This window comes from Streptomyces sp. NRRL B-3229 (genome assembly GCF_000719505.1).
Lineage (GTDB): Bacteria > Actinomycetota > Actinomycetes > Streptomycetales > Streptomycetaceae > Streptomyces > Streptomyces griseorubiginosus.
The window spans coordinates 359,401-373,026 of sequence record NZ_JOGP01000004.1 but is presented as its reverse complement, the minus strand read 5'-3'; the positions used below and the strand labels follow the sequence as shown (position 1 = coordinate 373,026).

Below are 13,626 nucleotides of genomic sequence, written 5' to 3'. Positions count from 1 at the left end.
GGGGCCATGACCACCACAGGGCCCTTCGAGCCCCGGGCCTCCTTCGACAACTGGGGGCCCTACGCGTTGCTGGCCGCCGGTGTCGTGGCGGCGGCCGTCTCCGCCCGGCCTGTCGGCATGGGCCCGTCCGCGATGGCCGTCTCCGCGGTCCTGGTCGTCGCGGGCGCCCTCCTCCAGGTGTGGTGGGGGAGGGTGCGCCGGACCGAGCCCGGCCCGAGCCGGACCGGGGTGTGCCTCTACTTCCTGCGCTGGGCCCTCGGGTTCGTGCTGACCTGGCTCAACCCGTTCTTCGCCTTCTACGCAGTGACCGGCTACTACACCGCAGGCCGGGAGCTGCCCCGCCGGCTGGTGATGCCGGGTCTGTTCCTGACCGCGATCACCATGGCCGGCAGCGAGGTGGGCGGCATGCCGCCGCGCGGCACGCTCCTGTGGGTCGGGTTCTTCCTCGTCCTGGGCCTCAACATGGGTCTGGTCAGCGTGTTCACCCGGTTCGCGTTGCAGGAGCAGGACCGCGCCCGGTTCCAGGCCGAGACCATCGCCGAACTGGAACGCACCAACACCGCGCTCCAGCAGGCGCTCGACGAGAACGCCGCCCTCCACGCCCAACTCCTCGTCCAGGCAAGGGAGGCCGGGGTCGCCGACGAGCGCCGCCGGCTGGCCGCCGAGATCCACGACACCCTCGCCCAGGGCCTGACCGGGATCATCGCCCAGCTCCAGGTCGTCGCGAACACCTCCGACGAGGGGCAGGCCCGCGAGCACGTGCAGCGGGCGGTCGACCTCGCCCGGCACAGCCTCGGCGAGGCCCGCCGGTCGGTCCACAACCTCGCCCCGGTCGCGCTGGCCGACGCCGGACTGCCCGAGGCGCTCAAGCAGACGGTCGCCGAATGGGGCGAACGCACCGGTGTGCGTGCCGAGTTCACCGTCACCGGCACCGCCGAGCAGCTGCACGACGAACTCTCCGCGACCCTCCTCAGGATCGCCCAGGAGGCCCTGTCCAACGCGGCCCGGCACGCACACGCCACCCGCGTCGGCGTCACCCTGAGCTTCCTGACCGACGAGGTCATCCTCGACATCCGCGACGACGGACGCGGCTTCGACCCGCTCGACCTGCCCGCCCGCACCCACGCCGGCGGCTTCGGCCTCGACGGCATGCGGGCCCGGGCCGAACGCATCGCGGGCTCCCTCACCGTCGAGTCCGAACCGGGCAACGGCACCGCGCTGTCGGCTCGCGTACCGTTGGTCCGCCATGACGAGTGACATCTCGCTGCTGATCGTCGACGACCATCCCGTGGTACGGGACGGTCTGCGCGGCATGTTCGCCTCCGCGCCCGGCTTCACCGTGCTCGGCGAGGCCTCCGACGGCGTCGAGGCCGTCGAGCGGGCCGCGGCCCTCGACCCCGACGTGATCCTGATGGACCTTCGGATGCCGGGCGGGGGAGGCGTCGACGCCATCCGGGAGCTGACCCGCAGGGCCGCCCGCGCGAAGGTCCTCGTGCTGACGACGTACGACACCGACTCCGACACCCTGCCCGCGATCGAGGCGGGCGCGACCGGCTACCTCCTCAAGGACGCCCCGCGCGACGAGCTGTTCACCGCGGTACGGGCGGCCGCGGAGGGCCGTACGGTCCTCTCCCCGGCGGTGGCGTCCCGGCTGGTCTCCGCGGTCCGCTCACCCAAGGCACCCGCCAACGAGCCCCTGTCCGCCCGTGAACGCGAGGTCCTCACCCTGGTCGCCCGGGGCACCTCCAACCGGGAGATCGCCCGCGAGCTGTTCATCAGCGAGGCGACCGTGAAGACCCATCTCACCCACCTGTACGCCAAGTTGGGCGTCAACGACCGCGCGGCGGCGGTCGCGACGGCGTACCAGCGGGGGATCCTCGGCTAGCCCCCGCCTCAGTCGGCCACCCTGAGCAGCAGCACCGCCCGCGCCGGGACCGTGACCGACGACCCCGCCCGGTGCACCACCGCCGGTGCCTGAGCCTGCTCCTCCCTCGACGTGTCGACGACCACCTCGTACCGTTCAGCCCAGGGCGGTCCCGGCAGCTGGAAGGCCGTCGGGCGGTCGCCCGCGTGCAGGACGGCCAGGAAGCTGTCGTCGACGATCGGCGCCCCGCGTTCGTCGCGGCCGGGGATGTCCCGCCCCGACAGATACATGCCGAGCGTGGCGGCGGGCGCGTACCAGTCGCGTTCCGTCATCTCGGTGCCGCGTGCGGTGAACCAGGCCAGGTCGCGCAGTCCGTCCGCCGAGTGCGCCCGCCCCGAGAAGAACGCCCGCCGCCTGAGCACCGGATGCCGGTGCCTGAGGTCGATCAGCCGGGCCGTGAGGTCGAACAGGGCCTTCCAGCCCGGGTCCTCCAGGAGTCCCCAGTCCACCCAGCTGATCTCGTTGTCCTGGCAGTAGGCGTTGTTGTTGCCGCGCTGCGTGCGGCCCAGCTCGTCGCCCGCGACCAGCATCGGCACCCCCGTCGACAGCAGCAGGGTGGTGAGCAGGTTCCGCAACTGCCGTCGCCTGAGCGCCCGTACGCGCTCGTCGTCCGTCTCGCCCTCGGCCCCGCAGTTCCACGCCCGGTTGTCGTCCGTGCCGTCCCGGTTGCCCTCGCCGTTCGCCTCGTTGTGCTTCCTCTCGTACGACACCAGGTCCCGCAGGGTGAAACCGTCGTGCGCGGTGATGAAGTTGACCGAGGCGTACGGCCGCCGTCCGCCCCACGCGTACAGGTCGCTGGAGCCCGACAGACGGTAGCCGAGATCGCGTACGTCCGGCAGCGCGCCCCGCCAGAAGTCCCGTACGGCGTTGCGGTAGCGGTCGTTCCACTCCGTCCACAGGGGAGGGAAGGCGCCCACCTGGTAGCCCCCGGAGCCCACGTCCCACGGCTCGGCGATCAGCTTCACGCGCCGCAGCACCGGGTCCTGGGCGATGACCGCGAGGAACGGGGAGAGCATGTCGACGTCGTGCATCGAGCGGGCCAGCGCGGCCGCCAGGTCGAAGCGGAAGCCGTCCACGCCCATCTCCGTCACCCAGTAGCGCAGGGAGTCGGTGATCAGGCGCAGGACATGCGGCTGGACCACGTGCAGGGTGTTGCCGCAGCCTGTGTAGTCCGCGTACCGCCGGGCGTCCGACTGGAGGCGGTAGTAGCCCCGGTTGTCGATGCCCTTCAGGGACAGCGTGGGGCCCAGCTCGCCCGCCTCCGCCGTGTGGTTGTAGACCACGTCGAGGATGACCTCGATCCCGGCGGCGTGCAGCGCGCGGACCATGCGCTTGAACTCGCCGACCTGCTGACCCGTCGTACCGGAGGCGGCGTAGGCCGCGTGCGGCGCGAAGTAGCCGATGGAGTTGTAACCCCAGTAGTTCTTCAGGCCGCGCCGCAGCAGGTGGTCCTCGTGCGCGAACTGGTGGACGGGGAGCAGCTCGACGGCCGTGACGCCCAGTTCCACCAGGTGCTCGATCGCGGCCGGATGGGCCAACCCGGCGTACGTGCCCCGCAGTTCCTCGGGGATGCCGGGGTGCAGGGCCGTGAACCCGCGCACGTGCAGCTCGTAGATGACCGAGTCCGCCCACGGGGTCTTCGGCCTCCGGTCCTCCATCCATTCGTCGTCGGTGGCGTCATCGTGGACGACCACGCCCTTCGGGACGTACGGCGCCGAGTCCCGCTCGTCCCGGACGGTGTCCGCGACCTGCTGCTGGGGCCAGTCGCGGACATGGCCGTACACCTCGGGCGGCAGGCTGAAGTCGCCGTCCACCGCGCGGGCGTACGGGTCCAGGAGCAGCTTCGCCGGGTTCCAGCGGCCGCCGGTCCACGGGTCCCAGCGGCCGTGCACCCGGAAGCCGTAGCGCTGGCCGGGCATGACACCGGGGACGAAGCCGTGCCAGATCTCGTGAGTGAGCTCGCTGAGCCGGGCCCGGGTCTCCTTGCCGTCCGCGTCGAACAGGCACAGCTCGACGGCCTCGGCGCCGCCCGCCCACAGCGCGAAGTTGGTCCCGGCGACCCCGTCCGGGCCGACCCGGAACCTGGCCCCCAGCGGGGTCGGCGCACCGGGCCACACCGGTACGGGTGGTGCTCCCCGCCGCGCGCCGTTCACCAGCGCGGCGGGGCGCTGCTCGGCGGCTTCGGTCACCGCCTCCTGCTCGGCTGCGCTGGACACCGGTCCTCCCACGGCTCGTGGAACGAAGTGGAAAAGGGCGCACGGCATCCCATCCGCGGCACCCCCTCACGTCGTCCTCCCCACTGTTCTGCCCACGGGTCGGCTCGCACTCACGGGTTCGCTCCGCCGGGTTGGGCGGGGCGCCTTCGGACGTGCCGGGTCAGGTGGTCCGGCGACTGCGGGTCCGTGGGGGCTGGTCGCGCAGTTCCTCGCGCTCCGAGAAGCGTAGGCCACCGTCGCCATGGATCCGAAGGTCACGTTTCCCCCGGTGGGCCCCGTCGTTTAGCTGGTCGTGAGACATGGACAGGGGCGCGCTCGGCGTGCCGGGACCGTGATGGTCGCCGTGGTGACATGGGCTGGACTGGTGGCCGGGGCCGCCGGGTGCACGTCGGGCGGGGGTGGCGGGATCAGCGGGGTCGGAGGGTTCGGGAAGCCCCCCGCGCCCGAGGACGTGATCAGGGTCGCCCCCGACGACGGCACCAGGGGCGTGCCGCCCGAGGAGAGGCTGCGGGTCCGGGTGGCCGGCGGGCGCCTGGAGTCGGTCACCGTCGTCAAGTCCCAGGACGCGCAGGACACTCCCGTCCCCGGGCGCATCTCCGACGACGGTCTGCGCTGGGAACCCGACGAGGCGCGGCTCGCGCTCGCCGCGAAGTACACCGTCGACGCGGTCGCCCTCGACGCACACGGCCGCCGCTCGGCCCGGCACGCGACCTTCACCACGTACGTCCCCGGGAAGCGCTTCGTCGGGTACGTCACCCCCGAGAACCGCTCCACCGTCGGCACCGGGATGATCGTCTCGCTGGCGTTCAACCGGGAGATCCAGGACCGCGCGGCCGTCGAACGCGCCGTCCGTGTCACCGCGCAGCCGCCCGTCGAGATCCGCCCGCACTGGTTCGGCCGGGGCCGCCTCGACTTCCGGCCCGAGCACTACTGGGAGCCCGGCACCCGGGTGACGGTCGCGCTGCGGCTGCGGGACGTGGAGGGCGCGCCCGGCGTCTACGGCCTCCAGTACAGGACCGTCTCCTTCACCGTCGGCCGCAGCCAGGTCTCCCTCGTGGACGCGGCCGAACACACCATGCAGGTCCGGCGGGACGGCGAACTCCTCGCGACCGTGCCGATCACCGCGGGCGCCCCGAGGACGACCACCTACAACGGCAAGATGGTCGTCACCGAGATGCTGGAAGTGACCCGCATGAACAGCCGTACGGTCGGCTTCGGCGGTGAGTACGACATCCCGGACGTGCCGCACGCCCTGCGGCTGACCGACTCCGGCACCTTCCTGCACGGCAACTACTGGGCGCCGGACGCCCCCGGCAGGGTCAATGTCAGCCACGGCTGCGTGGGCCTCAGGGATGTGAAGGGCGGCAGCTCGGAGACGCCCGCGGGCTGGTTCTTCGACCGCAGTCTCGTCGGTGACGTGGTCGAGGTCGTTCACAGCGATGACAAAAAGGTCGCTCCCGACAATGGGCTCGGGGGATGGAATATGACGTGGAAGCAGTGGAATGCGGGCAGTGACTGAATGGTGACCTTGCACTCACAAGATTCTGAAATTTATGCGGTTAATATGCGCCGACACGCGGTGATCGCGGGGGTGATGCGGGCCTGACCAGGCCCGGCGAGGGGAGATCGACTTGAACGTGCGACCGATATCGGGGGCGTCGGTTGACGCGCGGGGGCGTGGGGCCAAGGGGCTGCTGGCGCTGATACTCGGCGTCCTGCTGCTGGCCGTGACCGCCTGCGGTGGCGGGGGATCCGGCTCCGGTTCCGGGGACGGCAAGGGCGGGAAGGGTGACTCGGCCGCCGCCGAGACCAAGCAGTCCGAGGCGATCGTCTCGATCACCCCGAAGGACGGCGCGAAGTCCGTCGACACCAGCGGCGCCCTCAAAGTCGCCGCCACCAAGGGCAAGTTGACCGAGGTGCAGGTCAAGGACGCCAAGGGCACCGCCGTGGAGGGGAAGATAGCCGCCGACGGCGCCTCCTGGACGCCGTCCACCCATCTCGCCTCCGGCACCGCCTACACGGTGCACGCGATCGCGAAGGACTCCAAGGGCCGTACGGCGGCCGAGGACTCCGGCTTCACCACACTGACTCCGAAGAACACCTTCATCGGCACGTTCACGCCCGAGGACGGCTCGACGGTCGGCGTCGGAATGCCGTTCTCGCTCCGCTTCACCCGGGGCATCACCAGCCCCGACGACGTCGAGAAGGCCATCACCATCAAGACCTCGCCGGCCGTCGACGTCCAGGGCCACTGGTTCGGCAACGACCGTCTGGACTTCCGTCCCGAGCACTACTGGAAGGAAGGCACCAAGGTCACCGTCCAGCTCCGCCTCGACGGGGTCGAGGGCCGCAAGGGCGTCTACGGCAAGCAGAACAAGACCGTCTCCTTCACCATCGGCCGCAACCAGGTCTCCGTCGTGGACGCCAAGAAGCACACGATGAAGGTCATGCAGGACGGCAAGACCATCAGGACCATCCCGGTCACCACCGGCAAGCCCGGCTACGACACCTGGAACGGCCAGATGGTCATCAGCGAGAAGCTCGCGGTGACCCGGATGAACGGCGAGACGGTCGGGTACGGCGGCGAGTACGACATCAAGGACGTCCCGCACGCCTCGCGCCTCACCGACTCCGGCACCTTCCTGCACGGCAACTACTGGGGCGGCGACGCCTTCGGCAACTACAACGCCAGCCACGGCTGCGTGGGTCTGCGCGACGTCAAGGGCGGCTACGACAGCGGGGTCCCGGCGGCCTGGTTCTTCAACCACTCCCTGATCGGCGACGTGGTGATCGTGAAGAACTCCCACGACGCGACCGTCGCCCCGGACAACGGCCTCAACGGCTGGAACATGTCCTGGGACAAGTGGACGGCGTAACACTCCGCTGAGCAACGGCCCCGGTGTGAGCTACGGCACCGGGGCCGTTGTCGTTAGCGGCGGTTAACCTGCCTCCATGACCGTGAATCTCGAAGTCGCCGAAGGTGTCGGCGTCATCCGTCTCGACCGGCCGCCCATGAACGCGCTGGACGTGGCCACCCAGGACCGGCTGAAGGAGCTCGCCGAGGAGGCGACCCGGCGTGACGACGTGCGCGCGGTGGTCGTGTACGGCGGGGAGAAGGTGTTCGCGGCGGGCGCGGACATCAAGGAGATGCAGAACATGGACCACACCGCGATGGTCCTGCGCGCCCGCGCCCTCCAGGACTCCTTCACGGCCGTGGCCCGCATCCCCAAGCCGGTGGTCGCCGCGATCACCGGCTACGCGCTGGGCGGTGGCTGCGAACTCGCCCTGTGTGCGGACTTCCGGATCGCCGCGGAGAACGCCAAGCTGGGCCAGCCGGAGATCCTGCTCGGTCTGATCCCGGGCGCGGGCGGCACCCAGCGCCTGGCCCGGCTGGTCGGACCGTCCAAGGCGAAGGACCTGATCTTCACGGGTCGTATGGTCAAGGCCGACGAGGCGCTGACCCTGGGCCTGGTGGACCGGGTCGTCCCCGCCGACGAGGTATATGCCGAGGCCCACGCCTGGGCGGCGAAGCTCGCGCAGGGGCCGGCGATCGCGCTGCGCGCGGCGAAGGAGTCCATCGACACGGGTCTGGAGACGGACATCGAGACCGGGCTCGCGGTGGAACGCAACTGGTTCGCAGGCCTGTTCGCCACCGAGGACCGTGCGCGGGGCATGAAGAGCTTCGTCGAGGAGGGACCCGGCAAGGCGAAATTCCTCTGAATCCCTTGCAATTGACGCGATGTCTGATCCGGGTCCCTCGATGGAGCGGTTTATGGGAGCCTTAAGGCAACCTTAAGTCTGCCTTGTCGAGGGAGTCCGTCGATTGCCTCCTCATGAGCCTCCGCCGCAGGTCACCAGGGCTGTTGACGACGTCGATGTGCCTTTGGCATATGCCGATCCCCCTTCTCGGAGCAGTGCGATCAGGGGGGCGTATTCGTCGGGAACGGCCCCGGAGGGCGCTTTGGGCGGCCATGATGGGGTCATGGCGGGGCTGGAGGGTTTCGAACAGCCGCGGGGAGACGGCCGTGCGACGGCGGCGCGCTGGTCTCCGGCGGTCGAGGACGAGCACGCACTGAAGGCGCTCGAACTGTTCGGAAACCCCACCGAGGCGGAGGTCCCCCTGCCGTCCCGGCCGGAGTCCGCGGCCGCCGCCCGGCGCCTGACCCAGGTGATCGTGCTGCGCGACTGGGGGCTGACCCCCAAGATGGCGGAGGACGCGGTGTTGCTCGTGTCCGAGCTCGTCGGCAACGCCGTACGGCACACCGGGGCACGGGTGTTCGGCCTGCGCATGCGGCGCCGGCGGGGGTGGATCCGGATAGAGGTGCGGGACCCCTCGCGCGGGCTGCCCTGTCTGATGCCGGTGCAGGAGATGGACGTCAGCGGGCGGGGGCTGTTCCTCGTCGACAAGCTGTCCGACCGGTGGGGGGTCGATCTGCTGCCCCGCGGCAAGACCACGTGGTTCGAGATGCGGGTGGCCGACAGGTAGCCGGTGGGTCGATCAGCGGCAATCCACGACAGAACCCCTTAAATGGGGCGGGTGACCGCTACCGACCGCCGGACCGTGCTGCTCGCCACCGCTGGGCTGACATTGGCCGCGGGATGTGCGACCAGGAGTGCCGTCGCTCATCCCGCCCCCTCCTCCGCCGGCAGCGCCCCACCCCTGCCCGCCCTGCCCGCGCAGCTCACCCACGGCCCCCGCGACCGTCCCCGGGTCGCCCTCACCTTCCACGGCGCCGGCGATCCCGCCACCGCCCGTGCGCTGCTCACCGAGGCCGAGCAGCGCGGTGCCCGGCTCACCGTGCTCGCCGTGGGCACCTGGCTCGACACCCACCCCGAGCTCGCCCGCCGGATTCTCGACGGCGGCCACGACCTCGGCAACCACACCCTGAGCCACCTCGACATCAACGCGATGTCCGAGGCCGAGGCGCGTCAGGAGATCACCGGCTGCGCCGAGCGGATCCGGCGGCTCACCGGGTCGGTGGGCACCTGGTTCCGGCCCTCCCGCACCCCCACCGCCTCACCCCTCGTCACCCGGCTGGCCCAGGAGGCCGGCTACCCCCACGTCCTGTCCTACGACGTCGACTCTCTCGACTTCACCTCGCCCGGCGCCGCCGTCGTCGCCCGCAAGGTACTCGCCGAGATCCGCGAAGGGTCCGTGGTGAGCCTGCACTTCGGGTACTCCGACACGGTCGCCGCCCTCCCCGTCGTACTGGAAGAACTCGACCGGCGCGGCCTGGCCGCGGTGACCACCACGGAGTTGTTCAGCTGATGACCCGTACCCTCGCCCAGCGCGCTCTGATCGCCTGTGCCGCCCTCGTCGTCCTCGCCGCCTGCGGCACCGGGACCAAGGGCGGCGTGAAGGAGGCTCTCGGTACCAAGGCGGCCGCCCCCGCCCCGGTCCGACCGGTGAAACCCGTGCGGAAGGCGGTCCAGGGGCTCCCCGGGATGCCGCCCGTCCTCGACCCGAAGGACGTCTACGCCGCCGACCGCCCGAACCGGCTCTCGCCGGTGGTGAAGGACTTCCCGTCGCGGGTCTACGTGCCCAACACCGAGTCCGACACGGTCTCCGTCATCGACCCGAAGACGTACGAGGTCATCGACACGATCCATGTCGGACGGCAGCCCCAGCACGTCGTGCCCTCCTGGGACATGAAGACGCTCTGGGTCAACAACGACCGCGGCAACACCCTCACCCCCATCGACCCGAGCACCGGCAAGGCGGGCAAGCCGGTCGACGTGCACGACCCCTACAACCTGTACTTCACGCCGAACGGCAAGTACGCCGTCGTGATGGCCTCCCTCGACCGGGAGCTGGTCTTCCGCGACCCGCACACCATGGAGCGCAGGAAGACGGTCCCGGTCAGCTGCTACGGCGTCAACCACGCCGACTTCTCTCTGGACGGCCGGTACTTCATCGTGTCCTGTGAGTTCAGCGGGGAGCTGCTCAAGGTCGACACCGGGAAGATGGAGGTGGTCGGCCGGCAGAAGCTGCCCTTCGCCGGGGCCATGCCGCAGGACGTCAAGGTCTCGCCCGACGGGAAGCGGTTCTACGTCGCCGACATGATGGCCGACGGGATGTGGGTCCTGGACGGCGACACCTTCGGCAAGCCGACCCTGCTGCCCACCGGCAAGGGCACCCACGGCCTGTACATCAGCCGCGACTCCCGCGAGATGTACGTCTCCAACCGGGGCGAAGGGACCGTGTCCGTCTTCGACTTCGCCGAGAACCGGGTCACCAAGAAGTGGCAGCTGCCCGGTGGCGGCAGCCCCGACATGGGCGGCGTCTCCGCCGACGGCAAGGTCCTGTGGCTGTCCGGCCGCTACAACTCCGAGGTCTACGCCATCGACACCCGCACCGGCGGCCAGCTCGCCCGCATCAAGGTCGGCAGCGGCCCGCACGGCCTCGCGGTGTACCCGCAGCCGGGCCGCTACTCGCTCGGCCACACCGGCATCTTCCGCTGACCGCCCCGCCCTGCCGCACGTCGTCGGGAAGTGAGCAACACCCGCGCGTCGTCGGGAAGTGAGCAACACCCGCGCGTGGCTGGGGGTGCGAGCGGTCCGCCGCACGTCACCGGGGAGTGAGCAACACCCGCACGTCGTCGGGGTGCGAGGAACGCCCCCGCACGTCACCGGCGGGCGAGCAGTACCGCCTCCGCGCCCACCGGGCGGTAGCCCGCCGCCTGGAAGGCGCGCAGGCTGCGGGCGTTGCCCGGCGAGACCTGGGCCCACACGGGCTCCCCGACCAGGTGGCGGGCCGCGCTCACCAGGACGCGGCCCAGGCCCCGCTGCCGTACCGCCTCGTCGACCTCGACCGAGACCTCCAGACGGCCGCCGATGCCCCGTCCCGTCACCAGCACCCCGCCGTCCGCCGTCCAGGCGCGGATGTCGTCGCGGCGCCCGCGGGCGTAGGCGATACGGGGATGGTTCGCGTCCTCGATCTCCTTGAGCACGAGGGGCGGTTCGCCCGGCAGCGGGTCGGCGACCAGTATCGCGTCGATCGTCTCCGACCTGCGCCCGGTCCGGTCCAGCAGGGCCGTCAGGAAACGCGGGTTCATGGTCGCGGCCAGCGGGTCGCAGTCCAGGCCGCGCAGGGTGGCACGGACCCACTCGGGGTCCTCGTCGGTGAAGACCACGGAGTGGGCCGTGAAGGAGAGCACGCCCGCGTCCCGGTGACAGGCCTGCGGCACGATCGTGGTCCCGCCGTCCGCGGGTGGGAAGGCACCGCGGGCCGCCGCGTCGAGAATGTCCCGCAAAGTCTCCATCACCGGCTCCTCGAGTCTCCCGCCACTGGAGGACCCACCCTCGCAGACATGATCGACGGGGGCACCGGGGTTTCCCCGGGTGGTTGCCGTACGGCCTATCCGGCCAGGCGGCTAATCTGACCTGCGGCAGCAAGCCAGTGAGACACGAAGCACGAGAAGAGGGGCGGACCGGTGGCGCACATCGACATCGAGGAAGCACGCAAGCAGTTCGAGCGGATCGATGCGGACGGTGACGGCTCCATCACCGCCGCCGAGTTCAAGTCCGCCCTGGCCCAGGGCGGCGACTGGAACGTGACCGAGTCGGTCGCCGAGGCGATCATCAAGACCCGCGACCTGAACGGCGACAAGCTCCTGTCGTTCGACGAGTTCTGGGCCTACCTGAACAAGTAGGCCGTACGGAGAAGGGGGCGCCCGAAGACCCGGGCGCCCCCTTCGTCGCGCCGGGCAAGGGTGTGAGGCGGCTGTCCTACACGATGTCCAGGGGCTCGTGCGGGCCGGGCGGGAGGTCGATCCCGACGGTGTCGCCGGGCCGCACCACGCCACCCGTCACGACCACGCTCATGATCCCGGAGAGGAAGCGCGGCCGGCCGTTGTCGTCACGGCTCACGACCTGCTTCATCAGCCCCTTCCGGAAGCCGTCGATCTGCGCGCAGGGATTCCGCAGCCCGGTCACCTCGACGACGGCCGTCTCCCCGAGCCGCAGGCGTGTGCCCCGGGGCAGCGTCAGCAGGTCGACTCCCCGGGTGGTGACGTTCTCGCCGAGCTCCCCGGCGGCCACCTCGAACCCGGCCCGCCGTACGTCCTCGAACAGCTCCTCGTGGATCAGGTGCACCTGCCGGAGGTTCGGCTGCGAGGGGTCCTTCCGCATCCGGAACCGGTGCTTCACCGTCGCTCCGCCGTGCACGTCCCCCTCCACCCCGAACCCCTCGAGCAAGGTGATGCTCTCCCGGTTCGGCTTGCTGAAGGAGTACGTTCCGTTGCTGCTGACCGCGCTGATCGTCCCACCCATGGCACCAGCCTATGAGAGCGGCGCCGCTCAGGCGTCCGCGGCCCACTCGCGCAGCGCCGCCTTGCTCGCGAAGTCGGCGACGTCCTTGTCCACCGGGTCGTCGGTGTACTGGTGGAAGCGCCACTTCGCCTTGATGCGGGGCTTGCCCGCGGTGACGTAGTCGGCGATCCAGAGGCCGTCGCCGGCGTACGACGTGGTGTCCACGTTCAGCCAGTAGTGCCGGTTGCAGTAGAGCAGGACCCGGTTGTCCGGCCGGAGTTGGCGCACCTTGCGGATGAAGGCGTCCTTCTCCGCGTTGGTCGCGTGGGTGCCCTCGCCGGTCGTCTCCCAGTCCACGGCGAGGAGGTCGCCCGCCCTCTCGGGGGCGTGCTTGACGAAGTACTCGGCCTGGGCGGTGAGGTTGCCGGGCCACAGGAAGTGGTAGAAGCCGACGACCAGCCCGGCGTCGCGCGCGTGCTTGGCCTGGGCCGCGAGCCTGGGATTGACGTAGGAGCGGCCCTCCGTCGCCTTGATGAAGGCGAAGGACAGACCGTCCGTGGCGAAGGACGAGGACTGGTAGGCGCTGACATCGATACCGCGGAGCATAGGGAGGCTCCTTGAAGTGTCGTCGGGGGAAGGGGAGTTGTCATGATGCCCCCGATGGACCGAACGACACCTGGGGTCGCCGCGACCGGCCTCAGCTCTCCTGCCGCGCCACGGCGTAACCGGGTACGGACGGCCACCGGACGGTGATGAGCACCGACTCCTCCTCCGCGTACCAGGAGTGGTCGATCCCGTGCCCCCACACGACGTAGTCGCCCTGTTCCGCCAGCACCACGTCCCGGCCGGGCAGCTCCACCCGGAAGCGGCCGCTGATCAGGATCAGCAGGGCGGTACGTGCCTCGCCCCGCACCCACTCCTCGCGGCGGTCGCCACGGGGGTGGACGCCCCACTTGATCTCCACGGCATCGCTGTGCCGCGGATCGCCGGCCTCCTTGAAGTGGCCGAGGAGCCAGCCCCGGTCCAGCGGAGCGTCCTTGCCGGCGTTGCCCACGTACACGCTGTCGTCCATGGCGGGGGATGCTAGCAACTTCCGTTTTGTGGAGAACCGGCGCGGTGTCGCCCTTCCGGATGCCGGCAATCCTGCGGAAACCCTTGACTCGACCTCCCTGGTTGCGTAGATATGTCTGCGCAGTCATGTCTGCGTAGTCATACTGAGACGGGCTGATGCTCCAG

At 70.5% G+C, this 13,626-nt stretch carries 14 protein-coding genes; 9 read left to right on the top strand and 5 right to left on the bottom strand.

Translation table 11 applies throughout. The annotated features are described in order from the left end of the window. Positions 1 to 6: 6 nt before the first annotated feature. Positions 7 to 1,257 (top strand): sensor histidine kinase, encoded by a 1,251-nt coding sequence (locus IF54_RS0108495; RefSeq protein ID WP_030316146.1) that lies wholly within the window; start codon positions 7 to 9, stop codon positions 1,255 to 1,257. After that, positions 1,247 to 1,885, top strand: a complete 639-nt coding sequence (locus IF54_RS0108490; protein WP_030316144.1) for a response regulator — start codon at positions 1,247 to 1,249, stop codon at positions 1,883 to 1,885. The genes IF54_RS0108495 and IF54_RS0108490 overlap by 11 nt, the downstream gene beginning before the upstream one ends. A gap of 8 nt (positions 1,886 to 1,893) precedes the next feature. On the opposite strand, the gene glgX is transcribed toward IF54_RS0108490, so the two are convergent. Next, the gene (gene glgX, locus IF54_RS0108485; protein ID WP_030316142.1) at positions 1,894 to 4,140 is read right to left on the bottom strand and encodes a glycogen debranching protein GlgX; all 2,247 of its coding nucleotides are present in this window, start codon (positions 4,138 to 4,140) and stop codon (positions 1,894 to 1,896) included. A 292-nt stretch (positions 4,141 to 4,432) separates the two neighbouring features. Here glgX and IF54_RS0108480 point away from each other — a divergent pair, with 292 nt between their 5' ends. The 6 genes from IF54_RS0108480 (at position 4,433) to IF54_RS0108455 (ending at position 10,602) form a co-directional block, all read left to right on the top strand. Then, on the top strand, positions 4,433 to 5,659 hold the full coding sequence (locus IF54_RS0108480; RefSeq protein ID WP_037819555.1) for a L,D-transpeptidase: 1,227 nt from the start codon (positions 4,433 to 4,435) through the stop codon (positions 5,657 to 5,659). A gap of 112 nt (positions 5,660 to 5,771) precedes the next feature. Then, entirely contained in the window at positions 5,772 to 7,016 is a 1,245-nt protein-coding gene (locus IF54_RS0108475; RefSeq protein WP_030316138.1) for a L,D-transpeptidase, read from the top strand. Between the two features lie 76 nt (positions 7,017 to 7,092). Continuing rightward, positions 7,093 to 7,860 (top strand): enoyl-CoA hydratase/isomerase family protein, encoded by a 768-nt coding sequence (locus IF54_RS0108470; RefSeq protein WP_030316136.1) that lies wholly within the window; start codon positions 7,093 to 7,095, stop codon positions 7,858 to 7,860. A 262-nt stretch (positions 7,861 to 8,122) separates the two neighbouring features. After that, on the top strand, positions 8,123 to 8,626 hold the full coding sequence (locus IF54_RS0108465) for an ATP-binding protein (RefSeq protein ID WP_030316134.1): 504 nt from the start codon (positions 8,123 to 8,125) through the stop codon (positions 8,624 to 8,626). Between the two features lie 42 nt (positions 8,627 to 8,668). Next, the gene (locus IF54_RS0108460; RefSeq protein ID WP_030316133.1) at positions 8,669 to 9,409 is read left to right on the top strand and encodes a polysaccharide deacetylase family protein; all 741 of its coding nucleotides are present in this window, start codon (positions 8,669 to 8,671) and stop codon (positions 9,407 to 9,409) included. Then, positions 9,409 to 10,602: a YncE family protein gene (locus IF54_RS0108455; protein ID WP_030316131.1), complete on the top strand. Its 1,194-nt coding sequence runs from the start codon at positions 9,409 to 9,411 to the stop codon at positions 10,600 to 10,602. Before IF54_RS0108460 ends, IF54_RS0108455 begins: the two co-directional genes overlap by 1 nt. A 164-nt stretch (positions 10,603 to 10,766) precedes the next feature. Here the strand turns inward: IF54_RS0108455 and IF54_RS0108450 are convergent, their stop codons facing one another. Then, on the bottom strand, positions 10,767 to 11,402 hold the full coding sequence (locus IF54_RS0108450; protein WP_030316128.1) for a GNAT family N-acetyltransferase: 636 nt from the start codon (positions 11,400 to 11,402) through the stop codon (positions 10,767 to 10,769). Between the two features lie 171 nt (positions 11,403 to 11,573). Between IF54_RS0108450 and IF54_RS0108445 the strand changes: the two genes are divergently transcribed. Beyond that, complete coding sequence (locus IF54_RS0108445; RefSeq protein ID WP_030316126.1) at positions 11,574 to 11,792, top strand: EF-hand domain-containing protein; 219 nt, start codon at positions 11,574 to 11,576, stop codon at positions 11,790 to 11,792. A gap of 76 nt (positions 11,793 to 11,868) precedes the next feature. On the opposite strand, the gene IF54_RS0108440 is transcribed toward IF54_RS0108445, so the two are convergent. The 3 genes from IF54_RS0108440 to IF54_RS0108430 form a co-directional block, all read right to left on the bottom strand. Then, positions 11,869 to 12,411: an MOSC domain-containing protein gene (locus IF54_RS0108440; protein ID WP_030316124.1), complete on the bottom strand. Its 543-nt coding sequence runs from the start codon at positions 12,409 to 12,411 to the stop codon at positions 11,869 to 11,871. 27 nt (positions 12,412 to 12,438) lie between these two features. After that, positions 12,439 to 12,996, bottom strand: coding sequence for a glycoside hydrolase family 25 protein (locus IF54_RS0108435; RefSeq protein WP_030316122.1), 558 nt, complete (start codon positions 12,994 to 12,996; stop codon positions 12,439 to 12,441). Between the two features lie 91 nt (positions 12,997 to 13,087). Further along, the gene (locus IF54_RS0108430) at positions 13,088 to 13,462 is read right to left on the bottom strand and encodes a hypothetical protein (RefSeq protein ID WP_030316121.1); all 375 of its coding nucleotides are present in this window, start codon (positions 13,460 to 13,462) and stop codon (positions 13,088 to 13,090) included. Between the last annotated feature and the right edge of the window lie 164 nt (positions 13,463 to 13,626).

Bases quoted from the DNA above. Each gene is read 5' to 3' on its own strand.
- IF54_RS0108495 (WP_030316146.1), top strand. From the start codon at position 7: ATGACCACCACAGGGCCCTTCGAGCCCCGGGCCTCCTTCGACAACTGG.
- IF54_RS0108490 (WP_030316144.1), top strand. From the start codon at position 1,247: ATGACGAGTGACATCTCGCTGCTGATCGTCGACGACCATCCCGTGGTA.
- IF54_RS0108470 (WP_030316136.1), top strand. From the start codon at position 7,093: ATGACCGTGAATCTCGAAGTCGCCGAAGGTGTCGGCGTCATCCGTCTC.
- IF54_RS0108465 (WP_030316134.1), top strand. From the start codon at position 8,123: ATGGCGGGGCTGGAGGGTTTCGAACAGCCGCGGGGAGACGGCCGTGCG.
- IF54_RS0108460 (WP_030316133.1), top strand. From the start codon at position 8,669: ATGGGGCGGGTGACCGCTACCGACCGCCGGACCGTGCTGCTCGCCACC.
- IF54_RS0108455 (WP_030316131.1), top strand. From the start codon at position 9,409: ATGACCCGTACCCTCGCCCAGCGCGCTCTGATCGCCTGTGCCGCCCTC.
- IF54_RS0108450 (WP_030316128.1), bottom strand. From the start codon at position 11,402: ATGGAGACTTTGCGGGACATTCTCGACGCGGCGGCCCGCGGTGCCTTC.
- IF54_RS0108440 (WP_030316124.1), bottom strand. From the start codon at position 12,411: ATGGGTGGGACGATCAGCGCGGTCAGCAGCAACGGAACGTACTCCTTC.
- IF54_RS0108435 (WP_030316122.1), bottom strand. From the start codon at position 12,996: ATGCTCCGCGGTATCGATGTCAGCGCCTACCAGTCCTCGTCCTTCGCC.
- IF54_RS0108430 (WP_030316121.1), bottom strand. From the start codon at position 13,462: ATGGACGACAGCGTGTACGTGGGCAACGCCGGCAAGGACGCTCCGCTG.